We start from the raw sequence: 19,223 nt of genomic DNA, 5'->3' as shown, positions 1-19,223 counted from the left end.
CTGCACATTACTAATCATTTTTGAAAAATTAATCAGAATTGCACTTCTCTCGTGTTTTCTTCTTGATTAGTAATCAAACTGACTGGTTTGCACCTATTTTTTCATACATTTTTACTAATCATTTTCTTGATTAATTGTACTATGATTTTGATTAGTAATCAACAGTTTTCACCTGTATTGACGGATGATTTTTTGTGAGTATACTGTGATATATCAAAACAACAGCACAGCATTTACCCGTCATTTTAATCACCCAATCACATAATAGACAGGTAAAAGAACACTGGCAGACAGCAATAGTACTCTCGGAATCTTTTTGTGCTTGTTTTCGTGAGAAGATTTTTTGTCAGTTGTGCCCAAATTTTTGAGGCGTACGCGGTGCGTACGTTGATGAAATTCGGGTGCGACTGGTGGAAAATTAGCCACAAAAGCAAGTGCAAGAAAGACTCCGAGAGTACATCAATAACTATGGAGGTATTTATCATGGCAACGAAACTTAATCTGAACGACTACTTAGGACACAACATGAATTGCACTTGTGGAGAAGAACATAAAACAAATCTTAAAATTGTAGACATTGACAAAAATGCCGTAGCCCGCCTTCCAAAGCATATCGAAACACTTGGATATAAAAATCCTTTCCTTGTTGCTGACGTAAATACATGGAATGCCGCCGGCACACAAGTTACAAAAGAATTAGAGACTGCTAATATTTCCTATAAAAAATATATTTTCAAGGACAACGAACTTGTTCCTGACGAAAAAACGCTCGGTTCTTTAATGATGGCATTTCCAAGAGACTGTGATGTTATCGTCGCAATTGGCTCTGGAACTCTGAATGATCTATGCAAATTTTCCAGTTTTCAGCTTGGTCTTGATTATATGGTTTTTGCTACGGCACCTTCCATGGATGGCTTTGTATCCATTGGAGCCGCCCTCATTACCGATTATGTAAAAACAACGTATCAGGCGCACGTCCCTCTGGCTGTAATCGGCGATACCGATATTCTCGCTGCGGCTCCGATGGAGATGATTACTGCCGGTCTTGGAGATATCCTTGGAAAATACACCTGCCTCTTAGATTGGAAAATGGCGCATATTATCACTGGGGAATACTACTGCAAGACCATTGCGGATATGGTAAAAGAAGCCGTTGAAATCGTTGTGGAAGAAAGTACAAGAATCAAAGACCGTAATCCAGAAGCAATAAAGGCAGTTACCGAAGCTCTTGTGTTAAGCGGAATCGCTATGAGTTTTGTCGGTAATTCCCGTCCGGCTTCCGGAAGCGAGCATCACTTTTCCCACTATTGGGAAATGAAATTTCAGGCAGAAGGCAAAAAACCCGTCTTACATGGCATCAAAGTTGGTATTGGCATGATTATTGTTACAAAAATGTATGAAATGCTTGAACAGGAACATTTTGACTTTACTTCTTTAAAAGAACGTTCCTTTGACTATGCCGCATGGGAGAAAAAAGTCAACGATTGCTATCAGGATGCAGCCCCTGGTATCATTGCTTTAGAAGAAAAAACACAGAAAAATAATCTTTCCGAAAGAAATAAACGTCTTACTATCCTTGAGGAAAAATGGTCAGAAATCGTGCAGACAATACGAGAAAGCCTTCCTTCTTCCGCAGAAATGGAATCTTTACTTTCCTGCCTTGGAGCACCGACGAAACCTGCACAAATTGGCATATCTCCTCAGCTTGTAGAAGATGCGATTTTACTTGCAAAAGAAGTAAGAAACCGCTTTACTTTATTACAGATTCTGTGGGATACCGGATTATCAGAAAGTTATGCAAAAACAATAGCAAATCTACATTAATTTTTACTGACCAATTAAATTCGACATAAAAATCATTTACTATTGTAAATAACTTTTTACTCTGATATCATAATATCAGGTTCACAAAAGTCAACTTATAAAAATATAAAACAAAACAACACGAAGGGAGAACGTACAAAATGAGTAAATATGCAATTGGGGTAGACTACGGAACACTTTCCGTACGTGCATTACTTGTAAACATTGAAACTGGAGAGGAAGCTGCAACTAGTGTTTATGAATATCCACATGGGGTTATGGAGGAACATCTTCCAACAGGAGAAAGACTTCCTTCCGGCTGGGCTTTACAGGAACCGCAAGACTATGTAGAAGGCTTAATTCTTACGATTCGTAATGTCCTCGCTGAGAAAAAAGTGCTTCCGGAAGAAGTAATCGGTATTGGCGTTGACTTTACCTCCTCTACTGTTATTCCTGTAAAGTCTGACCGTACACCACTTTGCCACCTTGAAAAATTTGCAAGAAATCCTCATGCCTATGTAAAACTGTGGAAACATCATGGTGCAGAAGAAGAGGCACTTCAGATTGACCGCATTGCAAAAGAACGCGGTGAAAAGTGGCTTCCACTTTACGGCGGAAAAGTATCCAGCGAATGGATGATTCCTAAAATCTTAGAAACATTACATCATGCTCCAGATGTTTATAAAGAAGCTGACCGCTTCATGGAAGCGCTCGACTGGATCATCTGGCAGATGACTGGCGAAGAAACAAGAAGTGCCTGCGGTGCAGGATACAAAGCCTTCTATCGTCACGATAGCGGCTACCCAACAAAGGACTTCTTTAAGGCACTTGATCCTGCTATGGAAAATATCGTTGAAGAAAAACTGGATGCTCCGATCAAATCTATTGGAGAAACTGCTGGATATTTAACAGATTCTATGGCAAGAGAACTTGGGCTTTTAGCTGGTACCCCTGTTGGAACAGGTATCATTGATGCACACTCTTCTCTTCCTGGATGCGGAATTGGAAAGCCTGGTACAATGATGATTATCGTAGGAACCTCTTCCTGTCATATGATGCTTTCTGAAACAGAAGCAGGAATCGCCGGTGTTGGTGGACTTGTAAAAGATGGTATCATGCCAGGCTACTTCGGATATGAAGCTGGACAGTGCTGTGTAGGCGATCATTTCGCCTGGTTCACAGATAACTGCGTACCGGAAAGCTATGAGCAGGAATCCCGCTCCCGTGGCATCTCCATCCATCAGCTTCTCACAGAGAAATTATCTGGTTACAAGGCCGGACAGAGCGGATTGTTAGCACTCGACTGGTTCAACGGTGTTCGTTCCCCATTAATGGACTTTAACTTAAATGGTCTGATCATGGGTATGAACCTTCTTACAAAACCAGAGGAAATTTACCTTTCTTTAATCGAAGCAACTGCTTACGGTACCCGTATGATCATCGAACAGTTTGAAAATGCAGGTGTTCCTGTAAACGCACTTGTATTAAGTGGCGGTATTCCAGCTAAAAACAAGATGCTTGTTCAGGTTTATGCAGATGTATGTAACAAAGAAATCCGCATTTCCGGAACAGATCAGGCAAGCGCTCTCGGTGCTGCAATCCTTGGTATCGCTGCTGCTCCTGAACGCATTACCGGCTTTAAAAACGCAAACGAAGCCGCTGAAAAACTTGGAAAAGTTCGCGATGAAGTATACAAACCAAATCCGGACAACGTAGCAGTTTATGATAAACTGTATCAAGAATACGAAACATTACATAAGTACTTCGGAACAGGAGAAAACGATGTAATGAAGAGACTGAACAAAATCCGCGAAGACAGATTAAGTGAATAAGTTCTGATCTGTAGATTTCGTGTAGACGAAAAAGAAAAAATGATATATCCCATCTGCTCTGTAGTCGCTGTGTTTAAGATGCTCGTCCGCATCTTAAACACGCTCCCAAGCCGCATCTGGGATATATCATTTTTTCTTTTTCTGACTATTCTAAATCCACAGTTGGCGAGAATGGGGATTCTCCAGAAAGTTATGGCTTTCCGGAAAATTAAATGATCCCTTCTACTCTGTAGTCGCTGTGTTTAAAATGCTCGTCCGCATCTTAAACATGCTCCCAAGCCGCATCTGGGATATATCATTTTTTCTTTTTCTGACTACTCTAAATCCACAGTTGGCGAGAATGGAGTTCTCCTGTCCCCATCCCCAAATCTTTTTCCGCTGATTTGCAGGCTTGGAATACACAGAACCCTCCCCGCCTGTAATATATAAAAATGCGCCTTTGAGCAAGTTCAAGCTGCGAACGAGGAGCTTGGACGCAGGGAAACGAAGCATTTTTATATATTACAGGCGGGGAGGGTTCGTCTGTTTCACAGCCTCACAAATCTATATTTATTGTTTTTACCTCTTCTATTGCTTCTTCTTTGAAATTCTGTTTTTGTACTTCGTCAATATCAGGAAGTTCTTCGATAGATGATACTCCGAAACAACGAAGAAATTCTTCTGTCGTTCCAAATACAATGGGATGTCCTATTGTATCGAGTCTTCCCAGTTCTTTTATTAATTGATACTCCAGCAATTTATTGACTGCAAAGTCACTTTTTACACCTCGGATCGCTTCGATTTCCTGTTTGGTTACTGGCTGCTTATAGGCAACAATCGAAAGTGTTTCTAACATAACATCGGTAAGTGAACGCTTTTTCGGCTGACTTACCAGCTTTTTCACATACTCGTACGTTTCAATCTTCGTACAAATCTGATATGCTCCATCTAATTCGATTAGACAGATTCCTCTGTCTTTACCTGCATAATCGCCTTTCATTTCCTCTAATAAATCTTTCAGGGCTTCTTCTTCTACTTCAAGAACTTCTGCCAGGCGGGAAAGTGCAACGGATTCTCCCATCGTAAATAAAATCGCCTCAACGATTCCTTTTATTCTTTCTTTATCCTTCACAAACAAAATCCTTTCATTCTTGTTTCGTACATATTTTTATTGTTTTTTTATTGCTTTTTCATTCTTGTTCATCAGTTTCTTTTCTTATTCACAGGAATCCAGATAAATTTCTGCAAAGTTGTGTTCCTGAACTACCTTGACTTCTCCTACTTTCATCAATTCAAGCACCGCAAGAAATGTCACAATAACCATCTCTTTCACTGGCTGTATATCAAGTAAGGTACGGAAGTTAATTCTTTTCAGTCCCCGAATCTGACATCGTATATCGTCCATACGGTCTTCTACTTTATATTTTTCTTTTTGAATCTTTCCAAATTGGCTTCGTACCGGATCTTCTCTATCTTTTTTCCGGCGCATGACCATTTGAAAAATCTGGTTTAATTTTTCTAAGGTAACATCTCCAACAATTTCACCTGGCCGGATTGGTTCTTCATAATGCTTGATTTCTTCCGGCACAGTTTCAGATTTAAAAAATACTTTCTGCGCATCCACACTTAAATCTTTTAGCTCTTCTGCTGCATATTTATAAATCTTATATTCTGTAAGCCGGCGTACCAGTTCTTCTCTTGGATCTTCTTCCTCTTCTTTTTCCGGCTGCGGAAGCAGCATCTTTGACTTTATCTTTAATAATGTCGCTGCCATAACAAGAAACTCACTCATAGATTCCATAGAATAACTCTTCTCCATCTCGCGAATATACTCCATGTACTGGTTCGTAATCTCCACAATCGGAATATCATATATACTTACTTTATTTTTCTCTATTAAATGTAAAAGAAGATCCAAAGGACCTTCAAATACATCCAATTTAATATCAATTTTCATGCTCTGCTCTAATTTCATGCTCTGTTCTAAATCTCTTTCGATCAATATCTAACGATGCCTCATCTAGCATCGGTAAAGGTATTTCTTTTGGTTCCGGAAGAAATTCTACTTTATAAATAATCGCTGCTAATGCCGGAATCGTAATCTTGAACTTTCTCTTCCACCACTTATATCCTGTCAATTCTGTCAGAATATCTGCCTTTGACCCATCAAAATATCCGCCGTATTCCTTTCTCTCACCAGATAGCACCTCATGGAGTACAGCATAATGATCATATCCAAATTCAAAGTCATTATACTGTTCATCACTCATATTCAATACAATAATAAAATGATCTTCCCCACACATTCTCTCATAAATGTAAACTCGTTCTTCTACCGCTTCCACTTCAATCCAGCGGAAGTTCGCAGAATTATAATCTCCATTAAAAAATGCCGGTTCATTAATATAAATCTGATTTAAATCTTTTATAAAACGATGGAAATCCTGATGTTTTGGATAGTCTAACAGCATCCAGTCACATTCTTTTTCTTCATCCCACTCTCTGAATTGTCCAATTTCGTTACCCATGAAATTAAGCTTCTTTCCAGGATGCGTATACATATAAGTATAGAGAGTCTTTGCCTGCTGGAACTTCAGATCATACTCTCCCCACATCTTCTGTAAAATCGTTGCCTTTCCATGTACTACTTCATCATGTGAAAATGGAAGCAAATAGTGTTCATTATAAAAATACATCATAGAAAAAGATAATTTATGATAATGGAACTTTCTATCATATGGATGAATCTTAAAATAATCTAATGTATCATTCATCCATCCCATATCCCATTTATAATCAAAGCCCAGACCATCGTACTCAACCGGTGCCGTTACTTTTGGAAAGTTTGTAGAATCTTCCGCAATAAGCATAACAGAAGGATGCAATTTTTGCAAACCTGAATTCATGCATTTGATAAAATCAAGTGCCCCTTCATTAATTCCCTTTGAAGAATCCCCCTGCCAGTAAATCGCATTACTGATCGCATCCATACGGATTCCGTCAAAGTGAAACTTCTCCATCCAGAAATTCGCAGATGACTGTAAAAAGCTGCGCACTTCTCCCCGGTAATAATTAAAATTGCAGGTTCCCCATTCACTGTAGCCTTTGTCCTCATCCGCATACTCATAAAGAGCAGTTCCATCAAACTTATTAAGCGCATAAGTATCTGAAATAAAATGTACCGGAACAAAGTCCATAATCACTCCAATTCCTTCTTTATGGAAAAGATCCACCATCTCCATTAACTCCCCTGCTGTTCCATAACGGGAAGTTGGACAGAAATATCCACTCGCCTGATATCCCCAGGAGCAATCTGCCGGATGCTCCGTAAGCGGAAGAAATTCAACGTGCGTATAGCCCATTTCCTTTATATAAGGAATAAGCTGTCTTGCAAGTTCATTATAATGATACCAGCCGTTCTCCTCATCTGCTTCATTCTTTCTCCATGAACCAGCATGCACCTCATAAATATTCACCGGAAGATCATAATTCTTACATCTCTTCTTTATCCATACACTATCAGAAAAATGATACTGGTCAAGATCTACAATAATTGATGCGGTATCTGGCCGCACCTGTGAACCAAAACTATACGGATCAAAACGGTCAAGTACAATTCCATCCTTCTGATAAATTCGATACTTGTACATCATTCCCGGTTCTGCATCTTCCTGTACACATTCAAATACACCGCTTTGTGCATCCTGAATCATCTCATCCTCGCTGCCATCCCAGTCATTAAACTCCCCAATCAGTTCAATCTTTTCCGCACAAGGTGCGTAAACTCGAAACAGCACGCCATCTTTCGTTATGTGTGCTCCAAAATATTCATACGCATCAAATGCTTTTCCAATATAAAATTCATGTAAATTCATACTCGTATCCCCTTATTTTATTTCACCCAGATATTTACTTCTATTTTAAGCAATTTTCTTCAGAATGGCAACAAGGAAATGCATATTTTTAGTCACCAGCCATAAAATGTACTAATTCTTATTTGGAGTATCCTATGCTAAAATATTTTTCCAAACACTTAGGGCAAAAAACGTTTTATATTTTCACCTTTCTGCTTACAACAAGTCTTTTCTTCTCTCTTATTTTTTCTCCTGTAAAGACAGTCGCCTCATCCACTTTACGGCAAGTAACTAAAAACAAAGAAACGAAACACCCCACTGACATCAGTTTTCAATCTGCCGCCCCAAATGCTATTCTAATGGAAGCCTCCACCGGTACCATTCTATATGAAAAAGACGCTGACAAAGAAAAACCTCCCGCCAGCGTCACAAAAATCATGACTCTTTTACTTATATTTGACGCACTGTCAAAAAAACAGATTACTTTAAATGATACCGTTACTGTCAGTGAACACGCCGCATCTATGGGTGGTTCACAAGTATTTTTAGAACCCGGAGAAACACAGACTGTAGACACCATGATTAAATGTATTGCTGTCTCTTCAGCAAATGATGCCTGTGTGGCAATGGCCGAACATATTTATGGAAGTGAGGATGCCTTTGTTGCAAAGATGAATGCAAGGGCACAGGCTCTTGGCATGAAGCATACTCATTTTATTAACTGCTGCGGCTTAGATGCCGAAGGACATTATACGAGCGCAAGGGATATTGCCCTTATGTCACGAGAACTTATTATAAAGCATCCAGATATTTTTCATTATACGACTATATGGATGGAAAATATCACTCATGTGACAAAGCGAGGAGAATCGGAGTTTGGACTTTCCAATACGAATAAATTACTGCGGCAATATCAGGGGGCTACCGGACTAAAGACTGGAAGTACTTCCAAGGCTGGGTTCTGTCTCAGTGCGACCGCAGAGCGTAATCATATTTCATTGATTGCCGTTGTTATGGCCTGTCAAAGTGCAAAGGAGAGAGTGAAAGATTGTGCCTCCCTCCTTGATTATGGCTTTTCTCTTTGTAAAGTTTATACAGACAAACAGCCACCTGCACTTTCCCCGGTTTCCATACATAATGGTACACAGGAAATGCTTTCCTGCAAATATGATAAAAACTTTTCCTATGTTTTTACTTCTGAAATTAATCCAAATAAAATTCAGAAAAAAGTGATATTTCAGAAAAATCTTTCAGCTCCAATTAAGAAAAATCAGGTAATTGGCAAACTGGAGTATTCTTATTATCAAAAAAATATAGGGTCTGTCTCCATACTTGCCTCGCACTCAGTAAAAAAAGCTACTTATCTCGACTACTTAAAAAAGTTAATTTTAAGCTGCTAAAATTTAAAGGATATCGATATGTTCTCCTGCTAATGCTTTGTTCATGCTTCGTACTGCACAGAACTTTCCACACATAGAACAGGTATCTTCATGTTCCGGTTTTCTGTCATCGCGGACTTTCTTTGCTGTTTCCGGATCCATCGCACATGCCCACTGAGCTTCCCAGTCTAATACTCTGCGAGCATCTGCCATTTTATCATCGATTTCTCTTGCACCGCGAACTCCTTTGGCGATGTCAGCTGCATGTGCCGCAATTTTAGAAGCCATGATTCCCTGTTTTACATCTTCAAGATTTGGAAGTGCGAGATGTTCTGCCGGTGTAACATAACAGAGGAAGGCTGCTCCGTTCTGGGCGGCAATGGCTCCTCCGATTGCTGATACAATATGATCATATCCCGGTGCAATATCTGTTACGATCGGTCCAAGTACATAGAATGGTGCACCGGAACAGATTGTAGACTGTAACTTCATGTTGGCGGCAATCTGGTCCATTGGCATATGTCCTGGTCCTTCTACCATTACCTGTACATTTTTCTCCCATGCACGTTTTGTAAGTTCTCCAAGGCGAACCAGTTCTTCAATCTGGCATACATCGGAACCATCTGCAAGGCAGCCCGGACGGCAGGCATCACCAAGAGAAATCGTTACATCGTATTCCTGACAGATATCAAGAATTTCATCGTAATATTCATAGAATGGATTTTCTTCGCCTGTCATTGTCATCCACGCAAATACAAGAGAACCGCCGCGGGATACGATGTTCATTTTTCTTTTATGCTTTTTAATCTGGTCGATTGTTTTTCTTGTGATTCCACAATGTAATGTTACGAAATCTACACCATTCTCTGCGTGAAGACGTACTACATCAATAAAGTCTTTTGCAGTAAGTGTATCTAAATCTCTCTGATAATGAATTACTGAGTCATAAATCGGTACTGTTCCAATCATAACCGGGCATTCTGCAGTTAGTTTTTTACGGAATGGTTCGGTGTTTCCATGAGAAGATAAGTCCATGATGGCATCTGCTCCCATATTAACTGCTTCCATTACTTTTTGCATTTCTATGTCATAATCTTTACAGTCTCTTGAAACACCAAGATTTACATTAATCTTTGTCTTTAACATAGAACCAACACCCTGAGGATCTAAGCATTTATGATTTTTATTCGCACAGATAGCAACCTTTCCTTCTGCAACGAATGCTCTGATTTCTTCTGGTGTCATACGTTCTTTGGCTGCAACCTTTTCCATTTCCGGAGTAATAATATTCTTTCTTGCTGCATCCATCTGTGTTGTATAATTTCTCATCTTCTGTTACCTCCAATTTATTATTAATATTTATCGTGTACTTTTTTATAAATCCCACATATGATCAAGCGGACCGTTTCCCTGTCCAAGATTCAGCATCGCTCCAATGGCTCCACTAATATAATCTTTTGCTTTTTTTACAGATTCTTCTATCGAAAATCCTTTTGCAAGATTTGCGGCTATCGCACTTGAAAGTGTGCACCCGGTTCCATGGGTATTTGGATTATCAATCCTGCAGGCTGGATACCAGACTTTCTTTGGGCACTTGAAGGCTTTCTCATACAAGAAATCATCGGCATTTTGCTCACTGTGCCCTCCCTTGCTAAGAACTGCACAGTTCCATCGTTTTGCAATGATTTCTGCCGCTTTTTCTCTCGTCTTCCTGTCTGTGATCTTTCTTCCTGATAAAAACTCAGTTTCCGGAAGATTTGGAGTCAGTAAAGAAATGTTCGGAAATAGTTTTTCATATAATACTTCTCTTACTTTCTCTTCTACAAGAACCGTTCCGCTCGTTGAAATCATAACCGGATCTGCTACTACCTGCTTTATTGAATATTTTTGCAAATACTTTGCAATAATCTCAACCTGTTCTTTGGATGCAATCATTCCAATCTTTACGGCATCCGGTTTTATATCTGAAAAAACACTATCCATCTGTTTTTCAAAAAAGTCTGGCGGCACTGGCATAATACCGGTAATCCCTTTTGTATTTTGCGCTGTAAGTGCGGTAATACAGCTTGTTGCATAAACTTTATGCACCGTTAATGTTTTTATATCTGCCTGAATTCCTGCCCCGCCACTTGCATCACTTCCTGCAATTGTAAGAACTGTTTTCATTTTGCACTTCCTTATCTTCTTTCTGACAGTCTGTGTAGCTACTTTTTTTGCGTTGAAAAACCTGACAGCTTTCTATTTCGTAAAAATCTTTTACATAAATATCAGAAAATGTTCGGATTTCTTCTGTATTATCCCTGCTATATGCATCATAAATACTACATACAGGAAACCCTGCTTTGGAAGCAGTCTTTACTGCATATAAAGAATCTTCAAACACCCAGGTTTCTTCTTTTTTCGTCTGTAAATGTTCTCTTGCCAGTTCGAATACTTTAGGACTTGTCTTTCCTGCTCCTGCCTCTTCACAGGTAATCATTCCGTCAAAATCTTTCCATATACTATTACGTATAAGAGCCGACTTTGCCATCTCTGCATCCGTTGCTGTCGCAATAATTAACCTGACCTGATTTTTCTTTAACTTTTGTATCAGATCACAGACACCTGGTTTTAACACTGCCTCTTTAAAATAAAAATCTTTTACTACCTGATTGACACCTTCTAATATTTCCTCTATCGTTACGGAAAGTTTATATTCTGTTTGCATATATAAGGCACCTTCCGGAAGAGATAATGCATCAAGTCTTTCCTTTAAATCTGACCTGGCTTTTATGCCAAGTGTGGCAAGATATCTCGCCCCGGCGTTCTCCCAGACAGGCATCGAATCAAGTAAGGTTCCGTCAATATCAAAAATTGCTCCCTTTATCACACGCAAAGACCTTCCTTGTCGTTTACCATTGCTGTCGTTTTTTCCAGTAAAACTCCTGTAGCATCTTCAATATCCTTTGCTGCAAAAATAGCACTGACAACTGCAATTCCACAAATACCGCTTCCTTTCAGCGTCAGAATATTATCGGCTGTAATTCCACCAATCGCAATAACCGGGATATGAACTGCTTCACAAATTGCTTTTACTCTTTCTTTGCTGATAGCGGATGCATCCTTCTTCGTCGATGTAGAAAAAACAGCTCCGACTCCAAGATAATCTGCCCCCATCTTCTCTGCAAGAACTGCCTGTTCTACTGTCTGTGCAGACACACCAAGAATCTTATCTTCTCCAAGAATCTTTCTTACATCATCCGCTTCCATATCGCTTTGTCCGACATGCACCCCGTCTGCATCCATCTCCTTCGCAATCTTTACATTATCGTTAATGACAAATGGAACATGGTATTTGTGACACAATTCTTTTAGGGCAATTGCTTCTTCCAGAAAATGTTCTTCATCTAATTCTTTTTCTCTAAGCTGGACAAATGTCGCTCCTCCTTTTAATGCTTTTTCCACCTGCTCATACAGTGTTTCTTCCCCAAGCCAGGAACGATCTGTTACCGCATACAAAAGTAAATCTTTTTTTAACTGTTCTCTGTTAACACAGCTCATACTTTGCTCTCTCCTCCAATATACTGACTTCAGACTTCTAATTATTCAAAAAAACAAATACACTTACATGAATTATTATATATTCATAAAAGGGAAGTAAATTAAGGATATCCTCTTAGAATATGGATAAAGAAACGATAAAATAATAATAACTTCTGATACTGAAAATATGTATCAGAGAAATATCAGAATTTTTAACTGACTTTCAATGATTTTAAACTCTGAAAAGAAAAACGCATATACACCAATTACGGTATATATGCGAATCTATCTACGCTATCCCTACGTTGGCATTATCCAAATCAGGTTATGGGTCTAAGCACCTTAGCTTACTCTCAGCCTGCTCCTGCAAGCTCCCCGTGTATGAATTTACCAATATAGTACGCTATTTATTCAAAAAAAGCAAGCATAAATTCCAAAACAATCTGCAATCTATACATCAGTTATCCTAACGCAACATCTAAAATCATCATAAGACTAAACCCGATCGCAAACATAAAAATGCCGATATTTGTTGTTTCTCCAACTGACATTTTCGGAACAAGCTCCTCCACAACGACATAGATCATCGCTCCCGCTGCAAAGCTTAAAAAATACGGAAGAACCGGAACAACCAGACTGGCTGCCCATACAGTAAACAACGATGCCACCGGTTCTACTGCCCCGGAAAGGACTCCATATATGAATGCTTTTCTTTTTGACATTCCTTTTGTACAAAGCGGCATTGAAATAATCGCCCCTTCCGGGAAATTCTGAATCGCAATTCCTAATGCAAGAGAAAACGCTCCCATTGCTGTAATATGATCTGCATGATTCAATAATCCCGCATAGATCACTCCAACAGCCATTCCCTCCGGAATATTGTGGAGGGTCACCGCCAACAGCAGATTATCTTTTTGTTCTCCTTCTATGCATTCCGGTGGAGCAAAATAATCAATTGCCATTAAAAATAAAATTCCAATCCAAAATCCAATTGCTGCCGGAATAAAACGCCACACTCCAAGTGAAGCCCCCTGTTCAATTGCCGGAAGCAACAAACTCCATATTGATGCTGCTATCATTACTCCCGCTGCAAATCCAGTAAGTGCTTTCTGCATCCCCTTGCCAAGTTCATTTTTCAAAAAAAATACACAAAATGCACCTAATGTTGTTCCTATAAAAGGAACACTGAGACCTTTTATTATCTCTATAAGCATAAAATCCCTCCAAAGACATCTTTATTAAGCATCTCTTGCAGATTTTTATTTTATTATTTTTTATTTTAAAATAAAAATCTGTCCTATTTCTTAATATGTCTTTGAAGGGAAATGTTTCTTTTTTTATTTCTTTTTTTACAACATCTTTTTCTTTTTAAAATAAGCAACACACAAAATTACGATCGTAAGACTTACATTTTCTGTGCATTCATATATGCCTGATCATAGAAAAATTCCTGTGAATTTAACGGTGTTTCCTGCACTGCCACAATCTCATAATTTCCATGGCTATCTTCTTGTCTTGCTTTTTGGTTATCGCTAAGCATTGTGATAAACATTTCTTCTAACTGCATCTTTAAATCTTTATCATAAATCGGTGCTGCAACTTCCACTCTTCTTAATGTATTTCTCGTCATAAAATCTGCTGATGCAATATAAATTTTTTCTCTTTCCTGCGTTCCAAAAATATAGATACGAGAATGTTCCAGAAATCTGCCAACAATACTTCTTACCTGAATATTCTCTGTTTTTCCTTTTACCCCCGGAATCAGACAGCAGATTCCACGAATTACCATATCAATCTTTACTCCTGCCTGTGAAGCTTCAATCAGCTTATCAATAATCTTCTTATCGGTAAGTGAATTCATTTTCAAACCGATATATGCTTCCTTTCCTTCTTTAGCATAGGATATTTCCTCATCGATCATTGATAAAATTCTGTTCTGAAGACATCTTGGCGCAACAAGCAGATGCTCTACATTATCCACTGTCTCTTCCATGGAAAGTGCCTGGAATACTTTTGCTGCTTCAACTCCAATCTCTACATTGGCTGTCATAAGAGATAAATCTGTATATAATCTTGCTGTTTTTTCATTATAATTTCCTGTTCCGATCTGTGTATAATATTCTACCTGACCCTCGGACTTTCTTGTCACAAGACATAACTTTGAATGTACTTTGTAACCGTCTAATCCATAGATCACACGACAACCGGCATCCTCTAATCTTCTGGACCATTCAATATTGTTTTCCTCATCAAATCTCGCCTTCAGTTCTACAAGAACAAGTACTTCTTTTCCATTTTCCGCTGCATCGATCAGATACTCTACAATTTTACTATGCTTTGCAACACGATATAATGTCATCTTTATAGAAATAACATCTTTATCATTTGCAGCTTCTCTTAAGAAATTAAGAAATGGTTTCATACTTTCATAAGGATAAGAAAGTAATTTATCTTTTTCTTTAAGCTGTGGAAAAATCGATTCATCTTCTTTAAACTGTGCTGATCTTTGTGGTATTCTTTTTTCGTAAAACAATTCCGGAACTTTTCTTAGTGTATCCTGAATTTCAAAAACAAACGACAGGTCTAACGGAGACTGTACCTGAAATACATGATCGGAATCCAGCTCTAAATAATCACATAAAATATCTACAATCTCGCCATCCATCTCTCTTGTGAGTTCTAAACGAACCGGCGCAAGCTTCTTTCTTCTCTTGATTAATTCCGTCATGAAATCCCTGTAATCCAGATCTTCATCATATAATGCATCTGCATCAATATCTGCATTTCTTGTTACACGAATCAATGACTTTGCTTTAATATTATATCGCTCAAACACTTTTGGAATATAATGTAAGATCAATTCTTCTACCAACATATAAGTTCCTGCTGTTGGTAATTCAACTAATCTCTTAAATCCTGTATTACTGCATGGAATAATACCAAGCTTTTCCTTTCCACTCTTTGTCTGTAATACTACAACCGCATAAATTTCGTTATTTTTCAAAAAAGGAAATGGCTGTCTTTTTCCTACAATCGTTGGAGAAATCACTGGCGCAATTTCTCTTAAAAAATACCTTTCAAGATATTCGCTTTCTTTCTTTGAAATCTTTCGGAAGTCAACCATTCGGACTCCCTGCTCCTCAAGCTGTCCCATAATGGTTTCATAAACCGCATCCTTTCTGCGATTTAACTTTGTTACCTGATGAAGCACTGCCTGAATCTGCTCTTTTGCCGTCATTTTCGTTTTATTATCACGCATCTTTCCACCAAGAAGCATCTGATCAATCAAAGATCCTACTCTCACTCGGAAAAACTCATCCAAATTACTCTGATAAATAGAAGCAAACGTCAGCCGTTCACATAATGGCACCTTTTTATTTTCTGCCTCTTCTAATACTCTCTCATTAAACTTTAACCAGGATAACTCCCTGTTCATATATACCTGCTGACTCATTTATCAATTTCCTCCATAAAAATCATATTTTCTCTCTGAATCTCCTCATATCTGATATATTTATCCCTTATATCTGATAACTGGGCTATGATAACACAGGAAAGTAAAATCTGAGAAAGCAGTCCCGTAAAATAAAAGTAAAATACCAAGTTCCGGTTTTCTGTTTTTGAAATGAAATAGAAATTCGTGTTTTTGAGTTCATCCGCCTATTTTGATAAATGTAAGATTGCTTCCAATACTCCTCCAGCAACACATCTTGCTTTATCAGATATATGATAACAGTTCTCCTGTTCTTTTACACGAGGATCGACATCAGCAATTTTTAATCCTTTTTTTACCGGATATCCTTCCCGGATCATACCACGAAGAACTCCTCCTATCACTGTTTTTACCGGGGTACCTTCTATATCTGCAATCGTATCCCCTGCCTGTACTATTTCACCTATCTGTTTTAAGATATGCAGATTCCCTGCCGCCGGGGCATGAATGACTCTTTCTTTCGCATAACCTGCGATCATTCCAGGAATTCCGGTATTCGGAGCTGCTTCTCCTTCATAGATGACTCTTCCAAGATTGTGGCCTCTTTGCGTTTCAATTACTGCATCTACATCTTTCCCTGCGCAAAACCCCGGACCAATTCCTATAACTGCCGGAGCATCCGTTATCTTTGTTCCAAGGTTTCTTTTGGCCAGAATAGCATCTACGACTACTGGAGGATGCAGAGTCTCTATTGTACTTCCATTTTCATCAATCATCACCGGAATCTGTCCCTGTTCATAAATTGCAAACGCCTCTTCTAATGAATCTGCCCGTTTTGCAATTACACCTTCCACTTCTACTTCTTTATCAAAAACTGCTTCGCAAAAACTGATTGTCCGGCGAATACAGCTTGGATTCGCAATTTCCAATACCAATACAGAAAACCTGCTCTGATGTAATTTATAGATCGTACCTGTGGCAATATCTCCGCCACCGCGGACTATGATTAATTTTTTCTTCCATTCTTCAAATGTATGCATTTCTCTTTCCTCGTATTTTCTCTTTGTGAAAAATATTCTCTTTCCATTCTGTGTGTGATATATTATATACTATATCAGGATACACAAATCTGTTTCTAACTATCCGTCACAGAACGGAATCATGTTTAAGCAATATTAAATATACTATCGAACGAAATCCAGGTCAAATATTTGATTATGAATATTTGAAAAATCATTTTTTATTTTATTAATTTTTTCGCAAGGGAGCTTTATATTTGAAAAAAAATTTTTTTAACCATAACCTTTCTTCTCTTCTCGGTCTTACTGACAGCCATATCTTAACCTTTGTCGGTGGGGGTGGCAAGACCTCTCTTATGAATACTCTGGGCATAGAATTTGCAAAACAGAGAATCCCAACACTTCTTACTACAACAACGCATATTATGAAGCCAGACTTCCTTCCCAGTAAAGCTTGCATTGAAGAAGAGAATTTAGAACAGATAACCTCCTTTTTTATGAATTTAGAGGAAGATATTTTACCTCTTGCCGCTTTAGGAATTCCTGAAAAAAAGATATATAATAAAGTCAAATGGAAAAGTCCGTCTATAAACTTTATGAAAAAACTTTCCCTATTTTCACGAAAATATTCTAATATTTCTCTGCGTATTTTATGCGAAGGCGATGGTTCTAAAAGATTTCCGATCAAACTTCCTAAAGATGGAGAACCTGTTTTTTTCCCAAAGACAGATACCATTATCGGCGTAATTGGACTATCCTGTCTTGGAAAACCAATAAAAGAGATGCTTTTTCGTTACGAACTCCTTCCAAAACTCATTTTTACTCAAAAAAATTTTTCTTCACAAAATAATTTCACGAAACTGCCACAAACCACACACAACATCACTACAGACTTTTTATACTGGCTATGTCTTTCTGAAAATGGGCTTCGGAAAAATATTTCTTCCGAAAAATTTTGTATTGTTTTTAATCAGGCGGATGTTCTCGACGAAAAAGCTCTCGCGGAAATGATTACATTGAGAAATAAAATAAGAGATGAGGGAATTTCCTGTCATATTCTTTCCCTGAAAAACAAATATATTATTAAGTAATAATTTGCCGCAGGCAAGCTAACACCTCCAAAGAGAGAAATGTCCGTCTTGCCTGCGGCAAATTACTACTTATCTAATAACTCTTGTTCATCTACTCCTTCTAAGACTGGTGCATCTTCTGGCAAAAATTCAATAAGATCTTTGTCAAGACGACCGACTCTTGCTTGAGAGTAAACATAATATCCAGCATCTTCCAATCTTTTTCTTCCCTTCTGGAAAGACTTTTCAATCAATATTCCAATCCCGGTTAAATCTGCACCGGATTCTTTTATGAGGCGGCTGGCTCCCATAGCTGCTTCTCCATTTGCAAGGAAATCATCAATTAATAAAACTTTATCGTTTTGATCAATATAATCCTGATATAAGGTCAGTTCATAGCTTGTTCCTTTTGTAAAGGAAGTTACTCTTGTCTGATATACTTTTCCGTTTAAAATTTTGGAAGTCTGTTTCTTTAAAATGACCATAGGAACATCCAGATATTTTGCTGTCATCAATGCAGGAGCAATTCCTGAACTTTCAATAGTAAATACTTTTGTAATTCCGTACTCTTTAAAATGCTCTGCAAAATCTTTTCCGAGTGCATCCATAAATTCGGAATCTACCTGATGATTAATAAAACTATCTACTTTTAATACTGTTTTTCCCAGTGCTTTTCCGTCTTTTTTTATTCTTTCTTCCAATAATTTCACTTTTTCCACCTCATATTATGTTTTTTTCCAAATTTATTTTATCCTCTTGATAATCCATATCTGATAATTCCTGCTCAGTAACATAAACTTTATATATCATTTCCGGATGTTCTTTTGCAATCCGCTTACCTCCCTTATCCCCTTCTAATGCCATCAGTTCTTCAAATAGGATTTTAGGAAATATTACGGGATTTCCTTCTCTTTCTTTTGTTACACACATATGGATTCCTTCTGGATTTCTGTAAAAGCTTTCAAAAAGCTTTTGCAAACTTTGTTTTTGCAATAACGGCTGATCACAGACCATAAAGCAGCAACCGGCATATTTTTCGTAATCTTTTGACTGTCTCAAATGATGAATTCCCAAATGAATGGATTCTGAAATTCCACGTTCCGGATGGGCATTCCATACAATATCCATCTTCGGGGCATTTTCTTTTACATAATGCTTAATCGGCTCATATCTCGTTACAATAATTTTCATTGCTGCATCAGATGCATATGCCAAATCTACGGCATAAGTAAAAAGGCATCGATTCCCGAACGGTTCTAATAGTTTATTTGAACCAAATCGTTCACTGTAACCCGAAGCCATGAGTACGACAGCTATACGTCTCTCCATTCC

General features: G+C 38.2%; 16 protein-coding genes and 1 riboswitch. Of the genes, 4 read left to right on the top strand and 12 right to left on the bottom strand.

Annotation, left to right across the window (positions count from 1 at the left end):
• The first annotated feature begins 483 nt into the window (after positions 1–483).
• Both EHLA_RS04845 and EHLA_RS04840 read left to right on the top strand, forming a co-directional pair.
• Positions 484–1,824 carry a sn-glycerol-1-phosphate dehydrogenase gene (locus tag EHLA_RS04845; protein ID WP_096239519.1) on the top strand — a complete coding sequence of 447 codons (1,341 nt, stop codon included), beginning with the start codon at positions 484–486 and terminating at the stop codon, positions 1,822–1,824.
• Positions 1,825–1,964: 140 nt separating this feature from the next.
• Positions 1,965–3,635, top strand: coding sequence for a ribulokinase (locus EHLA_RS04840; RefSeq protein ID WP_096239518.1), 1,671 nt, complete (start codon positions 1,965–1,967; stop codon positions 3,633–3,635).
• A 535-nt stretch (positions 3,636–4,170) separates the two neighbouring features.
• On the opposite strand, the gene scpB is transcribed toward EHLA_RS04840, so the two are convergent.
• The 3 genes from scpB to glgB all read right to left on the bottom strand — a co-directional run bounded on the left by scpB (position 4,171) and on the right by glgB (position 7,489).
• Positions 4,171–4,746: an SMC-Scp complex subunit ScpB gene (gene scpB / locus EHLA_RS04830; RefSeq protein ID WP_330399878.1), complete on the bottom strand. Its 576-nt coding sequence runs from the start codon at positions 4,744–4,746 to the stop codon at positions 4,171–4,173.
• A gap of 84 nt (positions 4,747–4,830) precedes the next feature.
• The gene (locus EHLA_RS04825) at positions 4,831–5,571 is read right to left on the bottom strand and encodes a segregation and condensation protein A (protein WP_096241557.1); all 741 of its coding nucleotides are present in this window, start codon (positions 5,569–5,571) and stop codon (positions 4,831–4,833) included.
• Entirely contained in the window at positions 5,561–7,489 is a 1,929-nt protein-coding gene (gene glgB / locus EHLA_RS04820) for a 1,4-alpha-glucan branching protein GlgB (protein WP_096239515.1), read from the bottom strand. The genes EHLA_RS04825 and glgB overlap by 11 nt, the downstream gene beginning before the upstream one ends.
• Before the next feature lie 134 nt (positions 7,490–7,623).
• Here glgB and EHLA_RS04815 point away from each other — a divergent pair, with 134 nt between their 5' ends.
• Positions 7,624–8,868, top strand: coding sequence for a D-alanyl-D-alanine carboxypeptidase family protein (locus EHLA_RS04815; RefSeq protein WP_096239514.1), 1,245 nt, complete (start codon positions 7,624–7,626; stop codon positions 8,866–8,868).
• 3 nt (positions 8,869–8,871) lie between these two features.
• Here the strand turns inward: EHLA_RS04815 and thiC are convergent, their stop codons facing one another.
• The 7 genes from thiC to yqeB form a co-directional block, all read right to left on the bottom strand.
• Entirely contained in the window at positions 8,872–10,176 is a 1,305-nt protein-coding gene (gene thiC, locus EHLA_RS04810) for a phosphomethylpyrimidine synthase ThiC (RefSeq protein WP_096239513.1), read from the bottom strand.
• A gap of 45 nt (positions 10,177–10,221) precedes the next feature.
• Positions 10,222–11,013, bottom strand: coding sequence for a bifunctional hydroxymethylpyrimidine kinase/phosphomethylpyrimidine kinase (gene thiD, locus EHLA_RS04805; RefSeq protein WP_096239512.1), 792 nt, complete (start codon positions 11,011–11,013; stop codon positions 10,222–10,224).
• Positions 10,982–11,716: an HAD family hydrolase gene (locus tag EHLA_RS04800; RefSeq protein WP_096239511.1), complete on the bottom strand. Its 735-nt coding sequence runs from the start codon at positions 11,714–11,716 to the stop codon at positions 10,982–10,984. The genes thiD and EHLA_RS04800 overlap by 32 nt, the downstream gene beginning before the upstream one ends.
• A complete protein-coding gene (gene thiE / locus EHLA_RS04795; RefSeq protein WP_096239510.1) occupies positions 11,713–12,387 on the bottom strand; it encodes a thiamine phosphate synthase in 675 nt (224 codons plus the stop codon). The genes EHLA_RS04800 and thiE overlap by 4 nt, the downstream gene beginning before the upstream one ends.
• A 261-nt stretch (positions 12,388–12,648) precedes the next feature.
• Positions 12,649–12,757: riboswitch (TPP riboswitch) on the bottom strand.
• Between the two features lie 73 nt (positions 12,758–12,830).
• Positions 12,831–13,583: a ZIP family metal transporter gene (locus tag EHLA_RS04790; protein ID WP_096239509.1), complete on the bottom strand. Its 753-nt coding sequence runs from the start codon at positions 13,581–13,583 to the stop codon at positions 12,831–12,833.
• Between the two features lie 191 nt (positions 13,584–13,774).
• Positions 13,775–15,823 carry a polyphosphate kinase 1 gene (gene ppk1 / locus EHLA_RS04785; RefSeq protein WP_096239508.1) on the bottom strand — a complete coding sequence of 683 codons (2,049 nt, stop codon included), beginning with the start codon at positions 15,821–15,823 and terminating at the stop codon, positions 13,775–13,777.
• Between the two features lie 206 nt (positions 15,824–16,029).
• The gene (gene yqeB, locus EHLA_RS04780) at positions 16,030–16,842 is read right to left on the bottom strand and encodes a selenium-dependent molybdenum cofactor biosynthesis protein YqeB (RefSeq protein WP_096239507.1); all 813 of its coding nucleotides are present in this window, start codon (positions 16,840–16,842) and stop codon (positions 16,030–16,032) included.
• Positions 16,843–17,078: 236 nt separating this feature from the next.
• Here yqeB and yqeC point away from each other — a divergent pair, with 236 nt between their 5' ends.
• Entirely contained in the window at positions 17,079–17,912 is an 834-nt protein-coding gene (yqeC, locus tag EHLA_RS04775) for a selenium cofactor biosynthesis protein YqeC (protein WP_096239506.1), read from the top strand.
• Between the two features lie 65 nt (positions 17,913–17,977).
• On the opposite strand, the gene EHLA_RS04770 is transcribed toward yqeC, so the two are convergent.
• Positions 17,978–18,601, bottom strand: coding sequence for a xanthine phosphoribosyltransferase (locus EHLA_RS04770; RefSeq protein ID WP_021907200.1), 624 nt, complete (start codon positions 18,599–18,601; stop codon positions 17,978–17,980).
• 10 nt (positions 18,602–18,611) lie between these two features.
• Positions 18,612–19,220, bottom strand: coding sequence for a nucleotidyltransferase family protein (locus EHLA_RS04765; protein WP_096239504.1), 609 nt, complete (start codon positions 19,218–19,220; stop codon positions 18,612–18,614).
• Positions 19,221–19,223: the final 3 nt, after the last annotated feature.

Origin of the sequence: Anaerobutyricum hallii (genome assembly GCF_900209925.1) — a bacterium.
Lineage (GTDB): Bacteria > Bacillota > Clostridia > Lachnospirales > Lachnospiraceae > Anaerobutyricum > Anaerobutyricum soehngenii.
The sequence above is the reverse complement of the archived record's forward strand: the minus strand, read 5'-3'. Positions and strand labels throughout refer to the sequence as shown.

Coding starts and splice junctions, on each gene's coding strand:
- EHLA_RS04845 (WP_096239519.1), top strand. CDS start 484: ATGGCAACGAAACTTAATCTGAACGACTACTTAGGACACAACATGAAT.
- EHLA_RS04840 (WP_096239518.1), top strand. CDS start 1,965: ATGAGTAAATATGCAATTGGGGTAGACTACGGAACACTTTCCGTACGT.
- EHLA_RS04825 (WP_096241557.1), bottom strand. CDS start 5,571: ATGAAAATTGATATTAAATTGGATGTATTTGAAGGTCCTTTGGATCTT.
- glgB (WP_096239515.1), bottom strand. CDS start 7,489: ATGAATTTACATGAATTTTATATTGGAAAAGCATTTGATGCGTATGAA.
- EHLA_RS04815 (WP_096239514.1), top strand. CDS start 7,624: ATGCTAAAATATTTTTCCAAACACTTAGGGCAAAAAACGTTTTATATT.
- thiC (WP_096239513.1), bottom strand. CDS start 10,176: ATGAGAAATTATACAACACAGATGGATGCAGCAAGAAAGAATATTATT.
- thiD (WP_096239512.1), bottom strand. CDS start 11,013: ATGAAAACAGTTCTTACAATTGCAGGAAGTGATGCAAGTGGCGGGGCA.
- thiE (WP_096239510.1), bottom strand. CDS start 12,387: ATGAGCTGTGTTAACAGAGAACAGTTAAAAAAAGATTTACTTTTGTAT.
- EHLA_RS04790 (WP_096239509.1), bottom strand. CDS start 13,583: ATGCTTATAGAGATAATAAAAGGTCTCAGTGTTCCTTTTATAGGAACA.
- ppk1 (WP_096239508.1), bottom strand. CDS start 15,823: ATGAGTCAGCAGGTATATATGAACAGGGAGTTATCCTGGTTAAAGTTT.
- yqeB (WP_096239507.1), bottom strand. CDS start 16,842: ATGCATACATTTGAAGAATGGAAGAAAAAATTAATCATAGTCCGCGGT.
- EHLA_RS04765 (WP_096239504.1), bottom strand. CDS start 19,220: ATGGAGAGACGTATAGCTGTCGTACTCATGGCTTCGGGTTACAGTGAA.